This is a genomic window from Tolypothrix bouteillei VB521301, assembly GCF_000760695.4.
Classification (GTDB): domain Bacteria; phylum Cyanobacteriota; class Cyanobacteriia; order Cyanobacteriales; family Nostocaceae; genus Scytonema; species Scytonema bouteillei_A.
Window position 1 is genome coordinate 586,295 of the sequence record NZ_JHEG04000001.1, and the last position, 23,756, is coordinate 610,050.

The following is a 23,756-nucleotide window of genomic DNA, read 5'->3' on the forward strand; positions in this document are numbered from 1 at the left end:
CCCTTTCGCTCACCACTACTGAGGGAATCTCTATTGATTTCTTTTCCTCCAGCTACTAAGATGTTTCAATTCACTGGGTTCGCTCTTTCGTTATTGGGTTGCCCCATTCGGACATCTCCGGCTCACTGCATGCTTCCTGCTCCCCGGAGCTTTTCGTTGGTAACCACGTCCTTCTTCGCCTCTGTGTGCCTAGGTATCCACCATGAGCCCTTCTTCTCTTGACCACTATTGCTGAATGCTAACTGCTCATCGCTAATTTCCATTAGCCATTAGCTATTAGCTTTTCGCTTTTAGTTACTTTCGCTTTTCTATGCAGTTTTCAAGGTTCTGGCTGGAACATTTCCAGCAGTCTTGTTCCCTTGCGGTTTCAAGTTGCTGAATTTCTTCTATTGATAAGTGCCCAAATCATCAATGCTTTGGCATTTTTTTCCGAACCCACACTAGTTTGAAAGCCAATTTTCTTTACCTCGCACGACCTAGGATTTCTGAATTATGAATTCTGAATTATGAAGTGTGAATTGTGAATTTCATCATTCATAATTTATCATTCATAATTTAGTTGGTCTCCCTAAAAGGAGGTGATCCAGCCACACCTTCCGGTACGGCTACCTTGTTACGACTTCACCCCAGTCACCAGTCCTGCCTTCGGCATCCTCCTCCACGAATGGTTAGAGTAACGACTTCGGGCACTACCAGCTTCCATGGTGTGACGGGCGGTGTGTACAAGGCCCGGGAACGAATTCACTGCAGTATGCTGACCTGCAATTACTAGCGATTCCACCTTCACGCAGGCGAGTTGCAGCCTGCGATCTGAACTGAGCCGTGGTTTGTGAGATTTGCTTGCTATCACTAGCTTGCTGCCCTCTGTCCACAGCATTGTAGTACGTGTGTAGCCCAGGACGTAAGGGGCATGCTGACTTGACGTCATCCCCACCTTCCTCCGGTTTGTCACCGGCAGTCTTCTTAGAGTTCCCAACTTAATGATGGCAACTAAGTACGAGGGTTGCGCTCGTTGCGGGACTTAACCCAACATCTCACGACACGAGCTGACGACAGCCATGCACCACCTGTGTTCGCGCTCCCTAAGGCACTCCCAACTTTCATCGGGATTCGCGACATGTCAAGCCCTGGTAAGGTTCTTCGCGTTGCATCGAATTAAACCACATACTCCACCGCTTGTGCGGGCCCCCGTCAATTCCTTTGAGTTTCACACTTGCGTGCGTACTCCCCAGGCGGGATACTTAACGCGTTGGCTCCGGCACTACGCGGGTCGATACGCGTAACGCCTAGTATCCATCGTTTACGGCTAGGACTACTGGGGTATCTAATCCCATTCGCTCCCCTAGCTTTCGTCCCTCAGTGTCAGTTATGGTCCAGCAGAGCGCTTTCGCCACCGGTGTTCTTCCCGATCTCTACGCATTTCACCGCTACACCGGGAATTCCCTCTACCCCTACCATACTCCAGTCTCTCAGTTTCCACTGCCTTTATCTAGTTAAGCCAGACGCTTTGACAGCAGACTTGATAAACCACCTGCGGACGCTTTACGCCCAATCATTCCGGATAACGCTTGCATCCTCCGTATTACCGCGGCTGCTGGCACGGAGTTAGCCGATGCTTATTCCTCAGGTACCTTCAACTTATTATTCCCTGAGAAAAGAGGTTTACAACCCAAGAGCCTTCCTCCCTCACGCGGTATTGCTCCGTCAGGCTTTCGCCCATTGCGGAAAATTCCCCACTGCTGCCTCCCGTAGGAGTCTGGACCGTGTCTCAGTTCCAGTGTGGCTGATCGTCCTCTCAGACCAGCTACCGATCGCCGTCTTGGTGCGCTCTTACCACACCAACTAACTAATCGGACGCGAGCTCATCTCCAGGCAGCTAGCCTTTCACCCATGGGCACATCCGGTATTAGCAGCCGTTTCCAACTGTTGTCCCGGACCTGAAGCCAGATTCTCACGCGTTACTCACCCGTCCGCCACTATCTCCGAAGAGACCGTTCGACTTGCATGTGTTAAGCATACCGCCAGCGTTCATCCTGAGCCAGGATCAAACTCTCCGTTTTGAAGTGTTCTTGCTCCGACACACTCAAAGTGCATCCGAGCCTCTTGGCTTATTATTTTTGTTTGAGTTTTGGGTTTTCACCCGCCACTTAATTTTTTGACGAGGTTTTTAATTGCTTGGCTTTCAAACTATTGCTTTATCTTGGTTCGGTTGTGTTGGCGCTTTTCTCTCTCGCTTCACACTTTATCTAGAGTAACAACCCGATTTTGCTTTGTCAAGGGTTTTTCAAAAGTTTTTTTGAACTTCCAGATAAATTTGTTTCTAACCCTTGCTGGACAAGCTTTTCAAGGCTTTCGAAATTTGTAGGCTTTCAAACTTATCTATATATTGATACTGTGTGTTGGTTCGGCGTTGCTAAGTTAATTGTTTTTTAGCACTACTCTGTAAGTATAGCCACAATATTGAGATTAAGCCATCTCCTGAACGACCGTAGGACTTACGGAATAATTTTTCTTAAAGGGGGGGGCTACGAAGATGGGGGGAGCTGCAACGCATAAAATCCTCAAAATATCGTTGAGGTTGTGTAAGTCCTGTAAGAGACTGGCTGATTCTACTTACGTACTGCTGGACGAGGAGGAGAAAAAAGTTGACTGGAAAAAATTGGCTTTATTTTAGAAGTCTCTTAAAACCATTTATAGAAACGTAAAAATAGTACAGAATAAGCCAATAAAAACTTGCAACGAGGTGCATAAAGTGAAACTGAGAGAATTATTAGCAACTGTCGATAATGTCGTACTACCATCCGAACACCCTGCATTAGATTTGGAGATCCGGGGCTTGAAAACAAATTCCCACGCTTGCGGTGCGGGAGATTTATTTATTGGAATGCCTGGAACACGGGTGGATGGTGGAGATTTTTGGCAAAGTGCGATCGCCTCAGGTGCTGTAGCTGCGGTGATTTCACCGCAAGCTATACAAAAGCATCCACCCACAGCAGAAGCTTGCGTTATTGCGGCTGAAGACATGATTCAAGCTTGCGCTCAGCTAGCCAGTAGTTTTTATGATTACCCCGGACAAAAACTCAAACTTGTGGGTGTTACGGGTACAAATGGCAAAACCACAACAACTCACCTAGTAGAACATTTCCTAAATCAAGCCAATTTTCCTACAGCGTTAATGGGTACACTGTATACTCGTTGGAAAGATTTTTTACAAACCGCAGTTCACACAACACCTTTTGCTGTGGAACTGCAACAGCAATTAGCCGCTGCTATAGATGCTGGAAACGATTATGGAGTGATGGAAGTGAGTTCCCACGCTCTCGCCCAAGGTCGAGTGATGGGTTGTCAGTTTGAGGTAGGAGTGTTTACGAATTTGACTCAAGACCATCTAGACTTCCATCGAGACATGGAAGATTACTTTGGAGCCAAAGCTTTATTATTTAGCCCAAACTATCTTAAGGGTCGAGCAGTCATCAATGCTGACGATCCTTACGGTCAAAGATTAATTGCATCACTCAATTCAGAACAAGTTTGGAGTTACAGTGTTAGCGATCGCAATGCAAACCTGTGGATGAGTAACCTGAACTATAAACCTGATGGAGTAAGTGGTATGCTGCATACACCAAAAGGTGAAGTCGCTTTTCGTTCACCACTTGTCGGTCAATTTAATTTAGAAAATTTATTAGCAGCTGTTGGAGCAGGTTTACACTTGGGGTTAGATTTACAACTAATAGCGTCAGCAATAAATGAGTTTCCTGGAGTTCCGGGAAGAATGGAAAGAGTACAAATAAGTTCTATGCAGGACATTAGCGTAATTGTCGATTATGCCCATACTCCAGATAGTTTGGAGAACTTGTTGAAAGCTTCACGTCCCTTCATTCCTGGTAAAATGATTTGCGTTTTTGGGTGTGGGGGAGATCGCGATCGCACCAAGCGTCCAAAAATGGGTAAAATTGCTGCCGATCTATCTGATGTACCAATAGTAACCTCAGATAATCCCCGAACTGAAGATCCAGAAAAGATTTTACAGGATATTTTGGTAGGGATTCCAGAAACAGCGAACCCAATCGTCATAGGCGATCGAGCAACTGCAATTAGGAGTGCTATTTTACAAGCACAATCGGGAGACGGGGTTTTACTTGCTGGTAAAGGTCATGAAGATTACCAAATTTTGGGAACCGAAAAAATTCACTTCGATGACAGAGAACACGCACGCAATGCTTTACAAGAAAGGATGAAAACAAAGAGTGAAGAATAAAGGATAAGGACTGAGAATGAAGAGCAGGAAATATCCTATACTTCATTCAGACTTAATAAAAATGTCCTTACTTTACCTTAAACTTTATTGTTTTTGCCTTCAGTTCATCCTTAAAAGGCTTTACTCATGAATGTTTCTTTACCTCAGGATCTGTCTGTATATCAGTTGGCTTTAAGTGTGGAAGGACCGCCCCAACCACTGTCTCTCGGTCTTGGGACTTTACTATCAATGATCAGGTCACAAATTGATTTGCTAATTGAACAGCAGATTGCAGCTACATTATGGGTAAAGCTACCACCAGGAAAAATTTGGCACTCAGAAATTCAACGTTATTATGAACAAAGAACATCTAATACCATATCTACCGCTCAAAGTGAACTGATAGATAGAAAAGACGTTACGGAGACAAGCTATATTGAGGATCGGCTCTCCACGTTTTCTGAATCCTCCTCTTCTTATATTCAAGTAGAAAGCTTACCAAATAGTAAGCTGCGGCGAGAATACTTTGTCATGGTGTTATCGCCCAATTTCTGTAGTTTAATTTTAGCTTATCGACCTTTAAAAAGACGGAAAAACAAGACACAAGGAAAGGCAAATAGCCGAAAAAATCTTCTCTTACCTGCCATAACTTCCTTTGATGGAAAAGTCATTCAACAAATATTAAATAGATTACGATCATCCCTATTAGATACCTCAAAATCAATAGATTTAACCGATCTGATTTGTCCACCAATTTCCGATCCAAATCTCATTAATCAACTTTTGACAAAACAGATCCAGTATCAAGATAGAATGAATCGTCAAATAACAGCAAAACGTCTGGTTAAAGTAAAACAACAGAATCGAAAACTTTATGAAACCGCGCAACTCAAAGATGAATACTTGAGCCATGTTTGTCAAGAGTTACGTACACCGATAACACATATGAAAACGGCGCTCTCGCTTTTAAATTCCCCCAATTTAAAAGCCCCCCAGCGACAGCGTTATTTACAGATGCTTAATACTCAATGCGATCGCCAAAATGCTTTAATATGTGGTGTATTAGACTTAGTACAGCTAGAACGCCAATTGGAGCGATTGCCACTAGAACCAGTACGTCTTGCAGAACTCATTCCAGGAGTTGTAAGTACTTATCAACCTATAGCTAAAGAAAAAGGTATTATGTTAGCTTACACCGTACCTACAGACATTCCACCTGTTTGGTGCGTTAGTGGTGGGTTAAGACAAATCACAATTAACTTACTTTCCAACAGTATTAAATTTACTGCCAACGGAGGAGAAGTTTGGGTAAGAGCACGAGTTCACAACGAGTACGTTCAATTAGAATTTCGCGATACGGGTATTGGTATTGCCGAAAGTGAAATTCCTAGCATTTTTGAACGCTTTTACCGAGTCCGCTCAGCCGGTATAGATGATTCTAATGGAGTTGGTTTAGGTTTAACAATTGTACAACTATTGCTATGGCGTAGTGGTGGTTCTATTTCTGTCAAAAGTAAACTGTATGAAGGTTCTACTTTTACAGTGCAGTTTGCTATTGCTTCTGAAAACAATCAGTTAATAACTCCCATTGCTTGACAGGGGGAACGAGGAGGAGTGTGTTGATTGTTGTTGACTTCCAATGGTAGAAAGATGGTCAAAACTTCACCATGACGGGGACGTTCGCGGACAATCAATTTACCACCAATAGCTTGAAACAAATGCTTGGTTGCATGGAGGTTAAGACTAATAGTACCTGTTTCCGGTTGGAACATCAGCAGTTGACCGAGTGCTTTTCGGATCGGTGGAGTACATGGGGAAGTGGAAGCTTTATCATTATTTGCCATCAGGGGTAGAGGTAATAATTGCAACTTTAATTGGTCGCCGGCTGGAATCACCTGTACTTGAATATGGCTACCTGCAGGTAAGCTGCGGGTAAAGTTTTCCATTAATCCTGTCAGCACCCGATCCAACATATTAGGATTGCTAACCACCATTGGTAGTTCTTGAGGTAGGACAACATCCAAAGTTAAGTTTCTCCTGTCTGCAGCTTGTTGCCAACGGGGGATACTTTGCTGCAAGACTCGATCCAAAGACATTGCAGTGAGCTGGGCATTAGTGGATTTTTCAGAAGCAGATGTTTCTAGTTCTGCTGCTCTAAACAATAATTCCATGCGATCGATTTGCTCGGTACATTCGCGATCGATCAGTTCTAAACGCTTGATAACGTTAGGAGGTAAATTGCGTTGTTTCAACAACAGACGAGTTGTGGTGCGAATGGTTGTTAGCGGTGTACGGACTTCATGAGCAAATGCTTGCAACAATTCTACATCGCTACGGTGAGAAGCAGAAGGAGCGGGAGACGGGGAGATAGGGAGAGGCTGAGAAACACTTTCTACCTGTTCTTGTGGTTCTGGTAAATGTGTTAACAACAAGCGGCTAAACTCCATCACCATGTGATAGTCCGGCTGGCTTGGATAATATTTTTGTACTACTTCTTCTAAGTCAGCAAACAAGTCAGGATTGCTTAACATAACTCGCGCACCTAACGCTCGCCATGCTTGTTCGACAACTTCAGAATCAAATGAAAAACAAAAAGTTTTATTACCGTTTTTATATTCTGCTAAAACCAGCACAAGTCTAAAATTTTCTGTAAAAACTAGGCAAAACTGCTCTCCAGTGAGCGGATCTGCTTCTAATAAAGGTAATATAGTTTCTTGAGAAGCAATTTCATCTACTACAGCAATAGCACCGGGCATTTCAAATGGCATGAGGGCCAAAGGATTAAACGGCTTTGCTGTAAAAGTAACTGTCTGCAAGCTTTGAGCTAGCTTGGGATCGCTAAGTATGGGTGCTGGTCCTGATAACACTAATCCTTGGCTAATTTCAGGTGAAATTGTTGCCAAACTTTTTGACAGCAGTTGTTCTGTAGCTGCTATGCTCACGCGCCACTGCTGTTCGGCTTTGGCAGAAGAGCATTCAGTCGCACTGGGTTGACTGTTGACTAATATTTCGCTCAGACTCGGCAATATCCATTGGTACACAAGTTTTCACCCCTTTCAAGAGCCACTGACACATATTAGGGCTGGCATTGACTACTACCTATGAGGTTATACTCATTTGTATATTGATGAAAGTCGTATAACCGAACAACTTAGGGGCAATTTCCAATCATGATGCAACATTAATTTAGGAATCTTCCCTTATAATGCCCTTCTTCCTAGGCAAAAGCTTCCCACCCCGTAGGATAATTTTTATTTGGTGTCTGTAGTAAAGGCAACTTGGAGCTTGCACTTTTCAACGTAAGTTGTATTGCGATCGCTAAAATTCCGAATATGTATTAAAAAATACATAGATCGAGTCTTGATTTATACTGACAAAATAAGATAAGAAATGCCAAGTTTGTTTTCCATATCAGTTACATTATCAAGAAAGACAGAGGGCAGATTCGCTAGAGGCATTTATGGAATACTGGCTTTTGCAAGGCGACCCGTGAGCGAATGTTCAAAAGCTTGAAGATAAAAGAGACTTGTATAAGTGATTTAGGATGACTATATTTTCTTAGCAGAAGTTAGTGAAATTATCTGAAAAGTAAGCAATTTTAAATATAAAAGATTTCTCGGTAAAACTTAATAAATAAAATTTAAGTTGATTTGAAGGTAAAAGTAGAAAGTCTTGAAAAGTCACGTGTAACCATTAAGATTAATCTATATTGAACTTTACTACTTTTACCTCTAAACGTAAGCAAGCCACATAACAACACCTGATAACCTAAGTAAGCAATATTACTAAATAATTTAACCTTTTGCTTGTGTACGCCACTGTTTTTGAGTGAAAACAAACATGATGATAGCTAGCAATACATAAGGTGTTACTGTTGACGGTTCTGGTACTGACTTCACATCAGGAGGTGAGGTTCCTACAGGTGGGGTTCCTACAGGTGGGGTTCCTACAGGTGGAGTTCCTACAGGTGGGGTTCCTACAGGTGGTTGGCTAATATCCGGTGTGGGAATGGGATTAGGAGGTGTTCCAGAAGAGCTATCTCCATCGCCCCCCAACAAGAAGGGAAGTAGAGCTAACAACCCAAGTAAATAGGTGTAATTAAAACCGCCACCACCCTTTGTAACAACTTCTCCTGCTGAGAGGTAAGAAACAACTTCTCCTCCCATATCTGGCTCTAATGTCAATACCGAAGACTCCAAGTCAAAAACGTCTCCCAAAAGACCTTCCCCTTTAAGATAGTCATCAGCAACTTGTAAATTTGGACGCCCCATATTTTCGCCACCACCTTCTCCAAAGAAAGGCATGGAGAGAACTTGAAGAAGGTTTTGTTGGAGCTGGTCTTCATCTCCACTATTTAAGGCATGCATTGCACGAGTAATGTGCGACCAGTAATAATTTTCTGCTTGTGGTTCTAGCCCTAAAGCTTTAAACTGCTGTTTGAGATTCGGGATTTTAGCGGCTTCCTCCATCAGCAAACGCCCGTAGGACTGTTTGAGATTCAACAATCCGTTGCGAGGACTTAAAGAATCACCTTTTCCCTGCAAGGGTGCCCAGTAAAATTTCTGAGTAATTTGTCCCAAACCCTTTACTGGTTCTCTGCTAGCTGCATATCCTAAAACATATCGATGTCCATCCATGATGAAAGGGTTATCATCTTGCCAGAATGAGGCGTAGGGAATCCGTTCAAGACGTTCGGGCTTGTTGCCATAATAACTTGCAAATAGACGGAAATTCTCTTCTCCCCCAGCTGCACGTATCAGCAATTGGTGAGCGTTAGGTCCGTTATTCGATTCCACTAATTGCTGGAGTATGGCTCCCGTCTTGTTGCAAGAAGGACCAAACCCTACACTACATTCAGCAATACCTCGCATTTGGTCTAAATTCTGTCCGGAAAGCTGATATTGGAGATAATTCCCTTCTAAACCATTTTGAATTCCATAGGGTCCAACGTTCAGTTGAGCTGAAGCTTCTTGGGGAGCAGTCATGACTGCTGCTAACGATGAGGCTGCAAAAGCGATTGATTTAACTGTTGATTTTTTCAAGGACATTCACCTCCATTTAATGATGTGATTACAAACCAGTTGAAGAAATTGTGGAAGAATTTAAGTTTTGAGGAGAATTGATATTGATTGTAATTCCCGAACCCTTAAGTTTTTCCCCTTTAACAGGGTGGAATAGAACAAATGCACGATTGGGTTGATCGAAGAGATATCCACGAGGAGAGGCTTGTACCTTACCTTCTTTAACCAAAGAGATAAAAGTCTCTAGATACCTCTGTATGCTCTGAAGATTGCTCGGCTTCGCTTTCGTATGATTCTGAAGGAGGAGCATAAACAGTTCCAAACTGCGGTTTTCTTGTCCCTCCATGAGACTACCTTCTTCTAAAAAGGAAGTGGCTACTAGCTTCCCTTCTACTTGCTGAACTTTTAAGAGCGTGTAATAGCGCCCTTGCTTTCTAGGATCGCTTGCATAACAAGACCAAGAACCATCTGCGTTCTCTGTAAAGCCCTGTTGAGCAAGGTAACCAAGAGAGGATGGGTTTTGCTGGTTTTGTATGGGAGGCAATAAATTTTCTACCGTATCAAAAGCACAAATCTTTTCTGCTGTTTTTTCTTGAGGAACTACTGTAGCCTCTTGTGCTATTGAGACATTAGACATAACAGCTAACGTAGATATTGAAAAAACAAATGTACTAAACAGATGAACAAGCATATTATTCATGTGTTTTTTTTCCTTATAAATAAATTATTTGCAGATAACCTGCTGTTTTTTTTGAGTAAGTGTTCATATTTGGTTTCACATTTATTGATTCAATTATGCATATACTATTTCCGGATTTACATGAATTTCCATATAAATCTTTAAAAGAATGTATAAAATCAAGCTACCTTCACAAAGTAGCTGTAGCATTTTTAATATTGTCTAACCGTATAAAAACAAATTTTTTTTCTAAAAATTTAAATATTCTTTATAGAAATTCCTCCTGATAAACTAAATATTGAGGTTGTCAAGCTTTTTTCTTTACAAAACTTCTTAAGAACTTTAACGAATAAAGTACTAATACTTAAAATTTTAAGGTAAAAATAGTACTGCGTATTTTTTGAAATTGAAGTGCCAATTGTAAAGCTAATTTTGAACTACTGATATCAAGTTTAAAGTTAACTTTATAAATAATTTCTCAAAAAGCTTTTTAAAAAAGCTAATAATATTGCTGTCATTTCCTTGATAGAAAAAGATTATATTTAAGTGTGATTTCAATCACAGCAGCGAGGAAATTTATTTGTTCAAAAAATGCCTTTCTATTTTCGATAAATATCTTTTTTAATAGAAAAATAGAGAAGTTGGGGGTTAGAAAGGAGTGACGTCAGAATGAAGCTAGCTATGCTGAAAGCAGAGGACAGCTTGCTAACTTATCAGTCATGAATTACTGGTGGTTACCGATCGCTGGTGAATCGAGTCCGACAGACAAATCTTTTGCACTCTGGGAACCATAGCCTGCAGCAGTGCGAAAGCGTCTTTAATAGGAGATAGGGTTATCAATCCCCGAGCGCCGTCAAAGCTTCTACTAATTTCTGAATATGTTCGAGTTTGTGAGTAGCCATCACAGAAATCCGTATCCGACTGGTGGGAACGGTAGGGGGACGAATAGCAGGAGCAAAAATGCCATAAGATTTAAGATGCTCTCCCACTTTTAGAGCATCGCCTGCATTTGACAATTGAAAGCACAAGATGGGTGACTCAGAAGGTAGCAATTTCAAATTGGGTAGGTGTCGTTGCACTTCTTGTTTAAGGTAAGCAACGTTTTGCCATAATTGGATACGACGTGGGGGTTCCTCCAAAACTATTTTTAGTGCGGCTAGCGCTGCTGCAGTATCAGCAGGTGACAGTGCTGTAGTATAAATCCAACTAGGGGCGCGGTTTCTCAAGTAATCTATTAAAGTTGCACTTCCTGCTACATAGCCGCCCAAACTACCCAAGGCTTTACTTAAAGTGCCAATTTGAATTAACTGTTTTCCCCCACACCCAAAATGTTCAACGCAACCCGCACCAGTTTCTCCAAGCACTCCAGTTGCATGGGCTTCATCTAAAAGCAACATACAACCAAATTGGTCAGCTAGCTCTAAAAGTGCAGGTAAAGGACACAAATCGCCATCCATGCTAAAGACACTATCGCTGAGAATTAGGCAACGTCGGTAGTTTTGGCGAGATTGACTCAATTGAATTTTTAAATCTTCAACATTACAGTGGCGGTATTCTATGATGGCAGCACCACTGAGACTTGCTCCATTTTTTAGGCTCGAATGGTTGTATTGATCCGATAAAATTAAATCTCGCTTGCCCACGAGTGCATTGATAACACCCAAGTTTGTTAAATAACCCGAACTGAAAACGACTGCATCTTCTGTTTGTTTGAGGAATGCGATCGCTTCTTCTAAATCTCGATGTAGTTGGCGATGTCCGCTCAGTAACCTCGAACCAGTGCTACCAGTACCAAATTCTTTCAATGCTGCTGCTGCTGCCATCACGAGGCGTTCATCACCAGCTAGCCCTAAATAATCATTACTGGCAAAATTTATTACCTCTCGTCCTTCTAGAACAACTGTGGCACCGGGGCGACTTTGAATAGTTTGTACGGTACGATACCAGTCAGCACGGTGAATAGTTTCTAGAGATTGTTCCAACCACGAATAGGGGTTACCAGACATACTAAACAGAGGGGTGTTTGTTTTCCCCTCCAAGATAAAATAAGATTGGTGCAAACTACGACACAAAACGTCGTTCCTAAGTGTTTTAACAACAAAAAACTTCAGTAAAACCAACTGAGGTCATTGGGAGCGTCTCACCGACGGCGATTGCCTCCGGCACGCTTCGCGAACGCCACTCGTTACGAATAAAACAAACAAGTAAAATTTCCTTTCTTTGTGCCCATTTGAACGTAAAGACTTGAAGCATGACCTTGGAATCAAGCCAGAGTTGGAGGACAGTAGCCCAACCCATTGATAAATTGTTCTCGAAATGCTCTAATATCCTCAGGTTGTGGGCTGCCATGAGAAACGACAGCAACTTGGTATCGATGCATAACTTCAACCGGATGATATCCAACTTCCAAACTTTCCAAAGCCATGCTGACGCGCTTTGATGGGGAGTGAGGAGTTCCTATTTCATTCAAGAAAGCCTTGAGATCTCCATCTAACTGAGGAGGGATAGAAGATCTTAGTTTAATTTTAATAACCCAGCCATCAATTTGACTGATTACAGTAATAAAGCTAACAGAGATTTGCGGTTTCCCACGTAGGAATTCAACGAGCCTCAGTGTGAGGGTAGTATTCGCTAAATAGTAAAGGTATTCCATAACAGTGCCCGGTAAAGAAACCAATTCGCCGTTTTGAATTGGGGTTGGTTAACTTTAAAATTAGGAAAACAATTTGAGGAACTTGTGGGGATCTCGCATTCTCGAGTAGAAGGATTGTGATTCTTGAACCCACCGTGTAAACAGCTTTCCTTGTAAAGGGAACTGATGTACTACTATAAGCTGATAAGCGCAAAGACGGTATGTGCTCAACACGTACCGTCTTTGCGCTAACTGTAGCATTCGGCAAAGTATCGCGTACCTGTAATTAATTTTCTATTTCATGTTGTTGAGAATTTTGAAGAGCGGGAGAATTAGGGGAGATGGAATAAGGGTACTCAAGTGATGAATCTAAGTGGGCTTGGGGAGTCTGTTCTAAAGTTGCTTCACCAATAGCACAACTGAAGTATGATTCAAAAAGTTTGTCGTAGTTGGATGCAACCGCTAAAAATGCTCCCCCCAAAATATATATAGGTAAAGGTAACTGAAATTCTTTGATCCAGTCAAAAAACTCTGCTAGAGCAAACAGTACTAAAAAGCAAGCCAACCAGACTCTCATGCCTCTATCCTAGAATTACAACAACTTCACTTATTGTAATTGAGGCTTAATAAACACATCCGACAAGCCGAGTCAAAAAATAGGAACTTTGTTTTAGGTTAATTTTTCTTGCAGTTTATAGAATGATTACCGTATAGTGGTATACACAAAATACAGAGTGCGAGATGTAGAATCTATAAGCCTATAAAACTTGGCTCACGTAAGTGCAAGACTAAACACAGAAACCATAACAAGAACGGGAATAACCGTACTAAACTTGAGTTTCCTTGTCTTAAGCATTTCAACACAATGCACCGGGATAACAAAAGGCCATAGAGCGGTTGTGATGATAAATATAATGAACGATAAGAACTTATCTTCTGGAGAAGAATGGGGATGGCGGAGACTGAACTTTAACCAACTCATAAAAAAATAGGCTGTCATTAAAAGGTAACCAATAACTATTGCAAGTTGCATCTTGTTCACTGCTGGCACTCCTTTAGTTGTACAGGATTCAGAAATAAAAAGTTAACTCTGCTATTAGAGAGACTGATGCTAGAAGTTAGCAAATAAGGGATATACGTCAGAATTAAGCGCTGACTATTTACTTATTATTCATCTAAATATTAATATATCGATTGAAACCTCTCAAACCGTAGTTACACTTATTTTTCAGACTTTTCCTGGGTTTCCGGAATTTTACTGATTCATCATCACAACCTGATTTTTGTATTTTTATTTATTAAACGGATATTATAGTTAATCGTAACAATCTTATTTGTGTTGTTATCTATATTTTTAAAATTTTCTAAAGAAAATTCATATATCGTAAGTTAAGTAGAGGTAAACTCCTCAGACTTAAGAGATAAGTTTTAACAGTATTGGGCGAGCGGCGAACTGTACTGAACGACTCCCTTTTCGCTCTAAAATTACTGATTTTTGTGGCGTGGGCGATAACTACCGAGCCCTATAAAGCCTTATATTAAGCCCGGTTAAAGACTTATTATAAAGACCGCAGCTTTGTAGGGTGTAGGGTGCAGGGAGAAAGAAGATTTTAAGCTTTTGCACATATCTCCTTTTTTATAACTAATTACCCGGACATGATATGACAGGTCATCTTCTGATAGGAAGGGAGGAGTATAAAGCTTTTAGTATAATCCATGACTAATTTACCAAAACTTATTAAAACCCGGTTTTTTAAAAAACCAGGTTTTGCAAAGCAGCACGTTTTATGTTTAATGATGTCTTTTCACTTAAAACAAAGGAGATATGTTAGCTGTTTCTCGCTAAATAACAGAAAACAGTCAAAAGGTGTGAGATCTGCTACAAACGGGAACTCAAAAATTAGAATTTGATAACGGGCGGTAGCTATAGCAAGAATTGGTGTCTTTCTGTATGTATTGTTTGAGATGCTCTATGTCAACAAAGTAGTCAGCAACATCAATTAAACTATCGCTTGTCATTGCTCGTATGCTAACAACTTCAACTCGAATTCCCTGATAAGTCAGAGCATTGACAGCATATGCTAAATCTCCATCACCACTCACTAACACCGCAGTATCGTAATAAGGAGCTAAATTTAGCATATCTACAGCAATTTCTACGTCCAAATTAGCTTTTTTGGAACCATCGGGAAGTAAAATGAGATCTTTACTGACTACACGATAACCATTTCGTCGCATCCACAGCAAAAAACCCTGTTGTTTCTCGTTATTGCGATCCATACCAGTGTAGAAAAAAGCACGCAAAAGCCTTGCATTCTCTGTTAAACAACAAAGCAATTTTGCATAATCAATTTCAATGTTAAGTTGTAAACCTGCATGGAATAAGTTGGAACCATCTATAAAAATAGCAACTCGACCGCGATCGGAATTACCAAAAATGTATTTATCAAATGTCATATCTGAAAATTTGAGATCGTTCTCTTTATTATCACTTTGCCAATTTGATTTGTCTTTTTCTTTGATTAATCGGTATTGATTTTTTTCTTTGTTAAAAGCTGATATATTCATTTATACCTCGTAATTACCAATTTGATAAATTTCTCAGAAATGTTCATTTTGAGTGCAAGGTAAAAGTAATAAGTAGGACATGAAACTTAAAGTATTTTATCCTTCTTCTACATTTTACCTCTTTTTTCTTATTTGCCTCGGTTTCCTTTAGGCTTTATATAGATAGCTGCTTTCTACTCAAGCCACTTGTCCGTTTACCCAATCTTATTGGCGATTCCTCTTGCTCTAATTTTATTTTAAGAAATCAGCTATTCTGAATGTCAGAAGGTATTTGTGCTGTTTCTAGTGAAAGTCGGAAAAAAGCTAATAGAGTTACTACGCCTTCCTTTTATTTTTCGACCTCAGTAAACTCTAGAGGCTACTTTATGGTATCGCAAAGTACACATATACTTGTTTTTGTATTAAAAGCTTACAAGATTGACTGCTCATCTCTGTCTTTCTACGGTAAGTGACAGACTACTGTCAATAGTCTTTTGTAGAAAGGTTTCAACTAGAAAAAACTACTTAGTAAAGCTTTTACTAACTAGAAATTTTTCTACATTTGTCTGTATCTAAATAAAGTATTTAATTCATTGTTAGCAAATAACTCAAGCACATTTTTTATATGTCATAATTTTTATTTCCCTAATTTTTTAGTTAAATCTTTTAAACAACTTCTTCAAAATTATTAATAAAACGAGGTTTATGTAAAGAGTTTCGGAGTGTAGCATTTCTCCTTTTCTTGCAATTGGTTTGCAATTGATGGAGTAGAAACCGCAAATTCTGTATCTTGAGGGGGCATTTAAATTATGCCTTAGAATAAAGTAGCAGACCACAAAAGATAGGGAAAGTACCTACTCTAATCAATAATGTGCGTCAAACGAGTGTTAAAAATACTCATTCATTGCAAAGGTTGCCTAAATTGTATCAAACCTTTCTTCAATGTCAACTAAAATTCAAAAAGAACTATTAGTAAAGCTTATCTTGTTGGCAAACGCAAAGTAAAAGCAGTCTGACCGACTGGTGTTGGGTCAAGAGTTAAGTCCCCACCGTGATATCTCGCAATTTCCCTCGCTAGACTCAGCCCCAATCCTACACCATCAACTTTACGCGTTCTGGCAGGATCGCCGCGATAGAAACGGTCAAAAATTCGTTCGCGATCGCCAGGTAGGATGTTTTGAGAGGAATTGCTAATCGTGACAAACACAGTTCCAGCTTGCTGGTAACCGTGAATTTTTATCCAACCTTCTGGAAGATTGTATTTGATAGCGTTACTGAGGAGGTTTTGTAAACTTTGAGTGAGTAAATCGCGATCGCCCCAAGCACGCAATTCAGGGGGAAATGATGTTTGAACGTGTAAGTGCGGTGCAAGCAATTCTATATCTTCCGTCATTTCAATTAAGAGTTGAGATATATCTACCTCTACTTGATGCAAACTCATTTGCCCGGTATCAGCTAGAGACAGCAGTAACAGTTTACGCACGATCCCGCTAAAACGCTGTACCTCGTCTAACAAATTACTCAAATTTTGTTGGATTTGAGAACCAGGTTCTGCTTGTTGCAAAGTTTGTTCTAACTCGCCTTGCAAGATAGCGAGTGGGGTTTTCAATTCGTGAGCAGCGTCCGCACTAAAACGAGACGCTTGTTTAAAACTGCGTTCGAGGCGTTCCAACATCTGGTTAAACACTTCAATCAACTTGACAAATTCAACATCAGTTGTACCAAGAGGAACCCTTTGATCCAGCCCTTTGACAGTTACCTGCTCAATGGCTTTATTGAGTCTCCGAATGGAATGCAAGGTACTACCAGATATCAACCATGCACCTCCGGCGACTAAAAGAAGCGCACCAGGTATTGACACGAGGAAGATGTTGCGGATCGCAACCATTTCTCGATCGACAGCGTTTAAGCTGACTGCGATCGCAACTAAGGTATGCGGAAAAGTGACTGCACCAATACGCCAGGTTCCCTCTGTTGTTTGTTGGGTGACAAATCGTGGAGGGGGAGGTGGTTCACCTAAAGAACGACGATAACGCCGTGGCGGGAAAGCGCCCGCCTTTGGCGATCGCGATTCTTCTGGTGGAGGTTGTTGTTCTCTTTGTGGAGATAGAGGATTTTCCCTATCTGGCGGTGGAGGTACGCGAAAAAAATGGGGACGAGGAGACCACAAGTTGTTGGTTTTCAATCCAACCGACCAGGAATGAGATTGGTAAAGGATGGAACCATTTCTGTCCATTACTAAAAGTGCAACAGGCGTTTCTGCATCAGTTTTCAATTCGCGTTGTATAAAACTTTCATAAGACTGCCACCGATGGTAAAATCGCGGGCTAGCTACTAGAAATAGGCGATTTTCTAATTGTGCATCAAGGCGGCTGCGTTTGGCATCAGAAATTTGCCACCAAGCAGTTACCCCAAATCCAATGAGGGTACTGCCAGCAAGGGCGGCAGATAATAGAGCAATTCGGAGACGAAACGAACGAAGTTGCACGATCAAGACTCTGGCTTACAAAAACGATACCCAACTCCCCGCACACTTTCAATCCCATCCGAGCCGCCAATCAAGTCTATTTTTTTGCGGATTCTTTGAATACATACATCAACTACATTTGTATTGGGGTTAAAATCATATCCCCAAACATGTTCTAAAATTTGCGTGCGAGTAAGAACTCTTCCGGGAGAACGCATCAAGTATTCCAAAAGGTTGAACTCGCGAGTCGTGAGTTCCACAACCTGCTGATTGCAGGTGACTTCTCGCGTAATGCGATCCAATTTAATTGAACCGACGCAAAGTAGGTTTTGGCGATCGCCAGTACTTCGACGGATCACAGCATGAATGCGAGCAACCAACTCTTCCACAAAAAAGGGTTTGGCAATGTAGTCATCGGCTCCAAGGTTAAGCCCTTCAAGTCGGTCATCTAGTTCATTACGAGCTGTCAGTAAAATGACTGGTACATTCCGCCCTGCGCGACGCAAATGTTTAAGGATAGAAAGCCCATCCTTACCCGGTACCATAATATCCAGTATGAGGGCATCGTACTGATTCTCCATGGCGCGAATATATCCCTCATCACCATTATCACAGTAATCTACAACAAATCCCTGTTCTTTCAACCCAGCTTGAACAAAATTGGCAATTTTTGACTCATCTTCAACAAACAGGACGTTCATATAATTTAAATTTTAGATTTTAAATATTACATTAAGAAATTCTTATTTTCTCTGATTCTTACCTAAATAGCTGTCAACTTTTTTCGGATCGATCTAACCTTCTAGCACACTTTTATTACCTATTGAAATTACAAAACTGTAATTTAGATGTGCGGGAAGCTGTCATTTAAGGCTGGCTCAATACAAATATCACCACATCCAGTAGGGATACGAGCAACGGGGTAAGGGAAATCTTTCTCTTCCCCGATTACCTAGCAACGCCAATTGTCTTCCTCTTACATTCTAAGAAACGATTGTGTACTCCCATACAGCAGAAACGATCGACTTGAGGACTGGGGATTGAATGCGAGGCATTAATCACCAACCTTAAATCCCTGAATTTGTTAACTTTACATTTCTTGAAAAATTAACTTTTATGAAAATTCATCGCTTGTTAGTTATAGCGGCTGTTCCTATTTTGATTAGTGCTTGCAGTTTGGCAGGTGCTGGCAGTTCGACAGCAAATAATTCGGATCGCATAGCACAGGATTCATCTCAACCGGGCGAACAACGAGGGTGGAGAGGACGACGACGCCTAAATTTTGCTGAAGCTGCTCAAAAGTTAGGAGTCACTGAAGCAAAGTTAAAAGAAGCTTTAGGTGTGCCATCTACCGATACTGAGACGAACGAAAATGGGCGTCCGCGCCGTCCTCGGTTGGATATTAGGGGCGCTGCTGCAAAGTTGGGTGTCACGGAAGAACAGTTGGTTAACGCATTGGGGCTACCACCGCGTCCAAATTTTGCAGCAGCAGCCAAGAAATTGGGAGTAACAGAAGAAAAGTTGAAGGAAGCTGTAGGAGTTCCCACCAATGCCACAGATTCATCAAACCAAGATCGACCCCGTCGCCCGCGCGTTGATATCAAAGGGGGTGCTGCAAAGTTGGGCGTGACTGAGGAAGAATTAACCAATGCATTAGGGATTCCGCCACGTCCTCCCTCTCAACAGTAGGGACAAGAGAAACTCATATGGCATTTGATTCAATCCAGCCTGGAACCTCCACGCCTTTTAAAAAAGCTCCTGTAAACCAATGGTTAACAAAATGGCTAATTGGTTTACTCATTTTAACGACTTTAGGGGGAGGAACCTACCTTGCTTACAATCAATTGGTTGCGGTTCAACGCCAAGAAGCGCGACGCAAATTACAAACCGTTTCTGTCGAGAGAGCCAGTTTACCCATCGCGATCGCCGCTAACGGTACTATTCAACCCAAACAATCAACTAATGTTAGCCCTAAAAGTTCGGGGCGACTCAAGAAATTACTGGTAGAAGAGGGGGATTTTGTTAAAGAAGGGCAAATTTTAGCATACATGGATGACTCCAACTTCCAAGGACAGCTACTGCAAGCTAAGGGGCAACTGACTTCTGCTCAAGCAAACCTTAAAAAAGTCATGGCAGGCAATCGCCCCCAAGAAATTGCCCAAGCACGAGCACGCTTGCGCGAAGCACAAGCGAACTTAAAACGTTTAGAAGCAGGTAATCGTCCGGAAGACATTGCCAAAGCCCAAGCGGAAGTTAGGAAAAATGAAGCGCTGATAGCGCAAGCCCAGTCCCGACTCGATTTGGCACAAGCACGGGTAAAGCGGTTGCAAAGCCCTTTTCAAGAGGGTGCTGTCTCTCGCGACACTTATGATGAAGCTGTGGCAGAAGAGCGCAATGCAAAAGATAATCTAGAGCAAACCAAAGCAAGTTTAGCTGTGGCAAAACAAGACTTTGCCAAGCAAAACAATGGATATCAGGCAGAGGAAGTCGATCAAGCGCGTGCTCAAGTTGAAGAGGCACAACAAGCTCTAGCTCTTTCTCAAGCAGGAAGTCGCCAAGAAGATATCGAGCAAGCTCGCGCTCAAGTGGTTCAAGCACAGGGTACACTTCGAGATGTTCAAACACAAATAGAAGACACGATCGTTCGTGCTCCCTTTAGCGGAATTGTGACTAAAAAGTATGCCGATCCGGGCGACTTTGTGACTCCAACAACTTCGGGAAGTGATGTTTCTTCAGCCACTTCTTCCTCAATTTTATCACTTGCATCTACCTATCAAGTTGTAGCAAATGTAGCTGAAACTGATATCGCCAAGATTCGTGTAGGACAGTCTGTCACCATTAAAGCTGATGCCTTCAAAGGACAAACTTTTAAAGGAAAAGTTGCTCAAACTGCTGCTTTAGCAACTGTAACATCAAACGTCACCAGCATAGAAGTGAGAGCGGATATCCTTCAGAACTCTCAAAAACTTCTTCCGGGAATGAATGTTGATGTGGAGTTCAACGTTGGTAAATTAAATAACGCACTCGTAATACCAACAGTTGCGCTCGTGCGCCAAGACAATGGAACGGGCGTGCTGGTTTTGAGGGAGAATGGCAGACCCAGGTTCACACCCATCGATCCGGGTGTGACTGTCAATAACAAAACTGAAGTTCGTTCGGGATTGCAGGGTGATGAGAAAGTTGTGATTAGTACTCCACGCAGATCTCAGACAGGAAATCCCTCAGTTTTACCTGGATTGGGTTTTGGCGGAGGAATGGGAGGTGGTCGTAGGGGCGGTTTTCGCTAATTCTCAAAACTGGTTTTCTTGATGGAAATAAATACAAAAAGAGGATTAACAGATGAAGAAACAGTTGACTTTTGCAGCTCTATGCATTGCTACAATTGTCTTTCCCACCATAGCCTCTGCTGGAGAGATTTACAATCGCAGAGATTCTTATCCGCAACAATATAATCGCAATATTAGAGTTGAAAATGTAAGATATACCGCAATAAATCGTTCAGAACAAAGAGATATTCAGCGTCAACGAGTAGCTCTTGAAGCTACAAAAAGACGCTTTCTCCGAGATGGGAGACTCACTCGTCAAGAAAGACAACAACTAGAAAGAATGGAACAGCAACTTGCTCGTAGCATACGTAGTGCCCAACGAGACTAGTTATCTACCACATCATCGCTCGAAATCCCTGACTTTTTTTAAGAAGTTGGGGATTTTGTAGTAAGGAACGAGAATAGAAATTATCCGAGTTTGTCTCATTCTTAATACCCATTGCCTTGTTCTTGCACTTAAGAAGAAACTGTGTTGCACACTTCAGTTTCTTCTGTCGTATTGTGAACGGGTCCTTGAACTATAAGAACAGAGCAAGAAGCGTTGTGCAATACATAATTACTGACACTACCAAGGAACAGCTCGCTTAACCCCCTACGACCGCGCCGACCTACTAAAATTAAGTCAGCGTCCCAGCTGCGTGCGACTTCACAAATTGTGCGACCGGGATCGCCTAAATTCTGAGAAATTTCTGCTCGAACACCTATTTTGTTGGCTTTTTGAGCAAATGAAAACAGCATATTTAGCCTCTCTTGCTTGAGATCTTCCCACTGCTGCATGTATTTATTGACAGCTTCTGTATGTAGTGTTGGGTAAACACTACTAGGTTGCAGCAATACAGGGTTGAGATATCCCGTTCCATCAAAGGGAGAGAGAACGTGCAGTAACATAAGATTTCCATTCACTGCTTTTGTCAAAGTCACTGCTTCATCAAAAACATGTTGTCCAATTTCAGATGTATCAATTGCAACTAAAATTTTGTGGAACATAGAGCTATTTAGGGATAAGGGATAAGGGGCAATGGGAATTGGGGATTCATTATGAGTACTTCTTTCTTGTCCTTTTTTCCGTTTGTCCCGCATTTATAGTTTTAAATAAAGAAGTTGAGGATTTTGTGAGGAGGTAAGTAGAGGCGCAAGGCATGGCGTCTCTCAAGTCATTGATGGAATTTGGAAGGTTTTCAATATGTCAGTGTTATTACATAACTCTATCTTGTCTGTACTTAAGTAAGAATTCTCAATTAAGTAATATTTAGAAGTACAAAGTTTTTCGGAAAATTATCGAATTTCTATCCTAATTTTAAGATCGTAACGCCATACTTATATGGAGAGTATTTCAATCAGCAACTAAAAAGTTTCTTAAATTTTAATTAATTTTTAATCATGACAACCTTAAAATCTTGTGTTTCATCTTGTCGGTACTGTCGTTATTACACACCACAAGGGTTGCGTGGGGGTACGTGTGGATTGCTGAATGTATCAGTAAAATCAGAGTGGAAAGCTTGCTCTTTATCTGCTCCATCTTTTGGGTATAGAAATCAACAAGAGGCTGAAAAATTGGTGCTGGTAACTGCAAAAGCTTAATTTAATTGCAATAAAGAATTTATTAAGCTACAATTACGGATTGTCTGTCTAACTTCCTGCTCGGATCAGGTAGAAGACGATATAAAAGCTGGGCAGCTTGTCAACACCCTGTAGCTCAGCTACCTGTACGGCAACTTCAAGGACAATTCCATGACCTACGCAATTATTGAAACTGGCGGCAAACAAATAAAAGTCGAGCCAGGACGCTTTTACGATATTGAATTGCTTTCTGCTCAACCAGATGAAAAAGTCACGATAGACAAGGTTTTGTTGGTGCAGCACAATGGAGAATTGAGCATTGGACAGCCACTTGTGACAGGAGCAAAGGTAGAAGGAACGGTATTGCGACATCTGAGAGGTCGCAAAGTCCTGGTGTATAAAATGAAGCCGAAAAAGAAAACCCGTAAAAAGCGGGGACACCGCCAGGAAATCACCAGATTAATGATTGATTCTATCAGTCTTAATGGTTCAGTGTTGGCTACAGAAGCAACTGCAGCCGATGGATCTCAGGCTCCAGTTAGTGAAGTAGCTAGCGATGCGGGAACTGTTCCACCTTCAGAAGCGCCAGAAACCAGTGCAGAATAATTAGAGGATAGAGTTGCTAGAAAAACATCTGCAACAACTGAAGCGTAAAAAGCTACAGCCCGTGGTTGGCAACTTAGCTCCCAATTAGATAAATACAAGAGAAAGAGACACAAGAGGAAATCATGGCTCATAAGAAAGGAACGGGTAGTACGCGCAACGGTCGTGACTCTAATGCTCAACGACTGGGCGTTAAGCGTTACGGTGGTCAAGCTGTTCGGGCGGGAAATATTCTCGTGCGTCAGCGCGGCACAAAATTTCATCCTGGTAACAACGTTGGTATCGGTAGTGATGATACTCTGTATGCCCTCATTGATGGTGTAGTTACCTTTGAACGTAAAGGCAAAACTCGCAAGAAAGTGAGTGTGTACGCACCAGCTGCTGCAACTGAAGCACCAGCAACAGCTGTCGCTTCATAAGGATTTATGGTCATCTCGCCTATATTTGCCAATCTCACAAAAACTAGGCGGCTAAAATGACAGCCATATAAACATATAAAAAAGCCCGCAAAAGCGGGCTTTTTTTTGCTTTCATCACATTGTTAGCGGAATAAACATTACTTACGGAAGAAGAAAATTAGGGAATGGTGAAGTAGATTACTCAAGATTTATATATCACTCAGTCCCAAAGCAGGCTAAGTGTAGACGCTGTTACCACATATACTTCTCTAGCAAAATTTGACAA

At 41.6% G+C, this 23,756-nt stretch carries 19 protein-coding genes and 2 rRNA genes (1 of these 21 cut by a window edge); 8 read left to right on the plus strand and 13 right to left on the minus strand.

Annotated features, from left to right (window positions below; all coding sequences use genetic code 11):
• Together HC643_RS02160 and HC643_RS02165 are read right to left on the minus strand one after the other, a co-directional pair.
• Positions 1-224, minus strand: a 23S ribosomal RNA gene (locus tag HC643_RS02160) (it extends 2,727 nt beyond the left edge of the window).
• Between the two features lie 347 nt (positions 225-571).
• A 16S ribosomal RNA gene (locus HC643_RS02165) occupies positions 572-2,060 on the minus strand.
• Together the 16S and 23S rRNA genes form the textbook arrangement of a ribosomal RNA operon.
• A gap of 692 nt (positions 2,061-2,752) precedes the next feature.
• On the opposite strand from HC643_RS02165, the gene HC643_RS02170 reads away from it, so the two are divergent.
• Both HC643_RS02170 and HC643_RS02175 read left to right on the plus strand, forming a co-directional pair.
• Entirely contained in the window at positions 2,753-4,258 is a 1,506-nt protein-coding gene (locus HC643_RS02170; RefSeq protein ID WP_038084431.1) for a UDP-N-acetylmuramoyl-L-alanyl-D-glutamate--2,6-diaminopimelate ligase, read from the plus strand.
• 126 nt (positions 4,259-4,384) lie between these two features.
• Positions 4,385-5,833 (plus strand): DICT sensory domain-containing protein, encoded by a 1,449-nt coding sequence (locus tag HC643_RS02175; protein WP_038084424.1) that lies wholly within the window; start codon positions 4,385-4,387, stop codon positions 5,831-5,833.
• Here HC643_RS02175 and HC643_RS02180 read toward each other — a convergent pair.
• The 10 genes from HC643_RS02180 to HC643_RS02225 all read right to left on the minus strand — a co-directional run bounded on the left by HC643_RS02180 (position 5,809) and on the right by HC643_RS02225 (position 18,284).
• The gene (locus HC643_RS02180; RefSeq protein ID WP_038084422.1) at positions 5,809-7,278 is read right to left on the minus strand and encodes a histidine kinase dimerization/phospho-acceptor domain-containing protein; all 1,470 of its coding nucleotides are present in this window, start codon (positions 7,276-7,278) and stop codon (positions 5,809-5,811) included. The two genes, HC643_RS02175 and HC643_RS02180, sit on opposite strands and share 25 nt — an antisense overlap.
• A 753-nt stretch (positions 7,279-8,031) precedes the next feature.
• Positions 8,032-9,279 carry a hypothetical protein gene (locus HC643_RS02185; protein ID WP_153021614.1) on the minus strand — a complete coding sequence of 416 codons (1,248 nt, stop codon included), beginning with the start codon at positions 9,277-9,279 and terminating at the stop codon, positions 8,032-8,034.
• Positions 9,280-9,307: 28 nt separating this feature from the next.
• Positions 9,308-9,958: a hypothetical protein gene (locus HC643_RS02190; RefSeq protein WP_038084420.1), complete on the minus strand. Its 651-nt coding sequence runs from the start codon at positions 9,956-9,958 to the stop codon at positions 9,308-9,310.
• An 815-nt stretch (positions 9,959-10,773) separates the two neighbouring features.
• A complete protein-coding gene (bioF, locus tag HC643_RS02195) occupies positions 10,774-11,943 on the minus strand; it encodes an 8-amino-7-oxononanoate synthase (protein WP_038084418.1) in 1,170 nt (389 codons plus the stop codon).
• 257 nt (positions 11,944-12,200) lie between these two features.
• The gene (locus HC643_RS02200) at positions 12,201-12,590 is read right to left on the minus strand and encodes a hypothetical protein (protein WP_038084415.1); all 390 of its coding nucleotides are present in this window, start codon (positions 12,588-12,590) and stop codon (positions 12,201-12,203) included.
• Positions 12,591-12,855: 265 nt separating this feature from the next.
• On the minus strand, positions 12,856-13,146 hold the full coding sequence (locus HC643_RS02205; protein ID WP_038084412.1) for a hypothetical protein: 291 nt from the start codon (positions 13,144-13,146) through the stop codon (positions 12,856-12,858).
• 195 nt (positions 13,147-13,341) lie between these two features.
• Positions 13,342-13,602 carry a hypothetical protein gene (locus tag HC643_RS02210; protein ID WP_336604402.1) on the minus strand — a complete coding sequence of 87 codons (261 nt, stop codon included), beginning with the start codon at positions 13,600-13,602 and terminating at the stop codon, positions 13,342-13,344.
• Between the two features lie 860 nt (positions 13,603-14,462).
• Entirely contained in the window at positions 14,463-15,137 is a 675-nt protein-coding gene (locus HC643_RS02215; RefSeq protein ID WP_038084410.1) for a LabA-like NYN domain-containing protein, read from the minus strand.
• 958 nt (positions 15,138-16,095) lie between these two features.
• Positions 16,096-17,604, minus strand: a complete 1,509-nt coding sequence (locus HC643_RS02220) for an ATP-binding protein (RefSeq protein ID WP_237265814.1) — start codon at positions 17,602-17,604, stop codon at positions 16,096-16,098.
• Between the two features lie 2 nt (positions 17,605-17,606).
• Positions 17,607-18,284: a response regulator transcription factor gene (locus HC643_RS02225; protein WP_038075344.1), complete on the minus strand. Its 678-nt coding sequence runs from the start codon at positions 18,282-18,284 to the stop codon at positions 17,607-17,609.
• Positions 18,285-18,699: 415 nt separating this feature from the next.
• Between HC643_RS02225 and HC643_RS02230 the strand changes: the two genes are divergently transcribed.
• From HC643_RS02230 to HC643_RS02240, 3 genes are read left to right on the plus strand one after another with little or no spacing between them, the layout of a single operon-like run.
• The gene (locus tag HC643_RS02230; RefSeq protein ID WP_038075341.1) at positions 18,700-19,272 is read left to right on the plus strand and encodes a hypothetical protein; all 573 of its coding nucleotides are present in this window, start codon (positions 18,700-18,702) and stop codon (positions 19,270-19,272) included.
• Positions 19,273-19,289: 17 nt separating this feature from the next.
• Complete coding sequence (locus HC643_RS02235; RefSeq protein WP_038075339.1) at positions 19,290-20,870, plus strand: efflux RND transporter periplasmic adaptor subunit; 1,581 nt, start codon at positions 19,290-19,292, stop codon at positions 20,868-20,870.
• Between the two features lie 52 nt (positions 20,871-20,922).
• Positions 20,923-21,237: a hypothetical protein gene (locus tag HC643_RS02240; protein ID WP_038075336.1), complete on the plus strand. Its 315-nt coding sequence runs from the start codon at positions 20,923-20,925 to the stop codon at positions 21,235-21,237.
• A 128-nt stretch (positions 21,238-21,365) separates the two neighbouring features.
• Here HC643_RS02240 and HC643_RS02245 read toward each other — a convergent pair whose 3' ends face one another.
• The gene (locus tag HC643_RS02245) at positions 21,366-21,896 is read right to left on the minus strand and encodes a universal stress protein (RefSeq protein ID WP_038075357.1); all 531 of its coding nucleotides are present in this window, start codon (positions 21,894-21,896) and stop codon (positions 21,366-21,368) included.
• A gap of 393 nt (positions 21,897-22,289) precedes the next feature.
• Between HC643_RS02245 and HC643_RS02250 the strand changes: the two genes are divergently transcribed.
• The 3 genes from HC643_RS02250 (at position 22,290) to rpmA (ending at position 23,491) form a co-directional block, all read left to right on the plus strand.
• Positions 22,290-22,490 carry a hypothetical protein gene (locus tag HC643_RS02250; protein ID WP_137986399.1) on the plus strand — a complete coding sequence of 67 codons (201 nt, stop codon included), beginning with the start codon at positions 22,290-22,292 and terminating at the stop codon, positions 22,488-22,490.
• Positions 22,491-22,640: 150 nt separating this feature from the next.
• Positions 22,641-23,075, plus strand: coding sequence for a 50S ribosomal protein L21 (rplU, locus tag HC643_RS02255; protein ID WP_038075333.1), 435 nt, complete (start codon positions 22,641-22,643; stop codon positions 23,073-23,075).
• 122 nt (positions 23,076-23,197) lie between these two features.
• Positions 23,198-23,491 (plus strand): 50S ribosomal protein L27, encoded by a 294-nt coding sequence (gene rpmA, locus HC643_RS02260; RefSeq protein ID WP_038075330.1) that lies wholly within the window; start codon positions 23,198-23,200, stop codon positions 23,489-23,491.
• Positions 23,492-23,756 lie beyond the last annotated feature (265 nt).

Coding starts and splice junctions, on each gene's coding strand:
- HC643_RS02175 (WP_038084424.1), top strand. CDS start 4,385: ATGAATGTTTCTTTACCTCAGGATCTGTCTGTATATCAGTTGGCTTTA.
- HC643_RS02190 (WP_038084420.1), bottom strand. CDS start 9,958: ATGAATAATATGCTTGTTCATCTGTTTAGTACATTTGTTTTTTCAATA.
- bioF (WP_038084418.1), bottom strand. CDS start 11,943: ATGTCTGGTAACCCCTATTCGTGGTTGGAACAATCTCTAGAAACTATT.
- HC643_RS02200 (WP_038084415.1), bottom strand. CDS start 12,590: ATGGAATACCTTTACTATTTAGCGAATACTACCCTCACACTGAGGCTC.
- HC643_RS02205 (WP_038084412.1), bottom strand. CDS start 13,146: ATGAGAGTCTGGTTGGCTTGCTTTTTAGTACTGTTTGCTCTAGCAGAG.
- HC643_RS02210 (WP_336604402.1), bottom strand. CDS start 13,602: ATGCAACTTGCAATAGTTATTGGTTACCTTTTAATGACAGCCTATTTT.
- HC643_RS02215 (WP_038084410.1), bottom strand. CDS start 15,137: ATGAATATATCAGCTTTTAACAAAGAAAAAAATCAATACCGATTAATC.
- HC643_RS02225 (WP_038075344.1), bottom strand. CDS start 18,284: ATGAACGTCCTGTTTGTTGAAGATGAGTCAAAAATTGCCAATTTTGTT.
- HC643_RS02230 (WP_038075341.1), top strand. CDS start 18,700: ATGAAAATTCATCGCTTGTTAGTTATAGCGGCTGTTCCTATTTTGATT.
- HC643_RS02235 (WP_038075339.1), top strand. CDS start 19,290: ATGGCATTTGATTCAATCCAGCCTGGAACCTCCACGCCTTTTAAAAAA.
- HC643_RS02240 (WP_038075336.1), top strand. CDS start 20,923: ATGAAGAAACAGTTGACTTTTGCAGCTCTATGCATTGCTACAATTGTC.
- HC643_RS02245 (WP_038075357.1), bottom strand. CDS start 21,896: ATGTTCCACAAAATTTTAGTTGCAATTGATACATCTGAAATTGGACAA.
- HC643_RS02250 (WP_137986399.1), top strand. CDS start 22,290: ATGACAACCTTAAAATCTTGTGTTTCATCTTGTCGGTACTGTCGTTAT.
- rplU (WP_038075333.1), top strand. CDS start 22,641: ATGACCTACGCAATTATTGAAACTGGCGGCAAACAAATAAAAGTCGAG.
- rpmA (WP_038075330.1), top strand. CDS start 23,198: ATGGCTCATAAGAAAGGAACGGGTAGTACGCGCAACGGTCGTGACTCT.